The 505-nt window shown below is 68.9% G+C and carries 1 protein-coding gene; it reads left to right on the top strand.

The features are described 5' to 3' along the window. On the top strand, positions 1-325 hold a 325-nt coding region (locus JMF90_RS39920), incomplete at its 5' end, for a DUF4088 family protein (protein WP_201326639.1). Positions 326-505 lie beyond the last annotated feature (180 nt).

The raw sequence follows: 505 nt of genomic DNA on the forward strand, positions 1-505 counted from the left end.
GCCTGCGTGGCGGCTCGCGGAATCGCTGCGACAGCGGATCTACGAGGCCAAGCTCGCGTGCGAGATGAGCGTCGGCAGCATTGCCCGCGACAAGCTCGGCGAACTGCGCGGACTGCTGAGGCTCGGGCTCGCGCACGGCTCGTTCCAGAAGCAGGAAGCGCAGCAGATCATGGAATACCTGCGGCTGCTGAAGCCGGAGATCTTCGTCGAGGAACCGTACGACGTCTTCGCGCGGCTCGCCGCATGGCTGCGCAGCGTGTTCACCCCTGCTGCCGTGCGGCCGCCGCAGGGGCAGGGACAAGGGCAAGGACAACGCCGGCCGTAAGCACGCGTCCCGCTGAACGCATCACCTGATGAAAATGGCCCGGTTCGCGCGAAGCGAACCGGGCCGCCGGATGATCGCCCGTCGCGACGCGCCGTCCGAAAACAGGCGTCGCGACAAGCGCCGGGCACCGCTTACTGCGTGGCGCCCTGGGCCGATGCACCGCCCTGCGCGCCGACCGAT

The organism is Burkholderia sp. E168m23, assembly GCF_016586125.1.
Lineage (GTDB): Bacteria > Pseudomonadota > Gammaproteobacteria > Burkholderiales > Burkholderiaceae > Burkholderia > Burkholderia orbicola.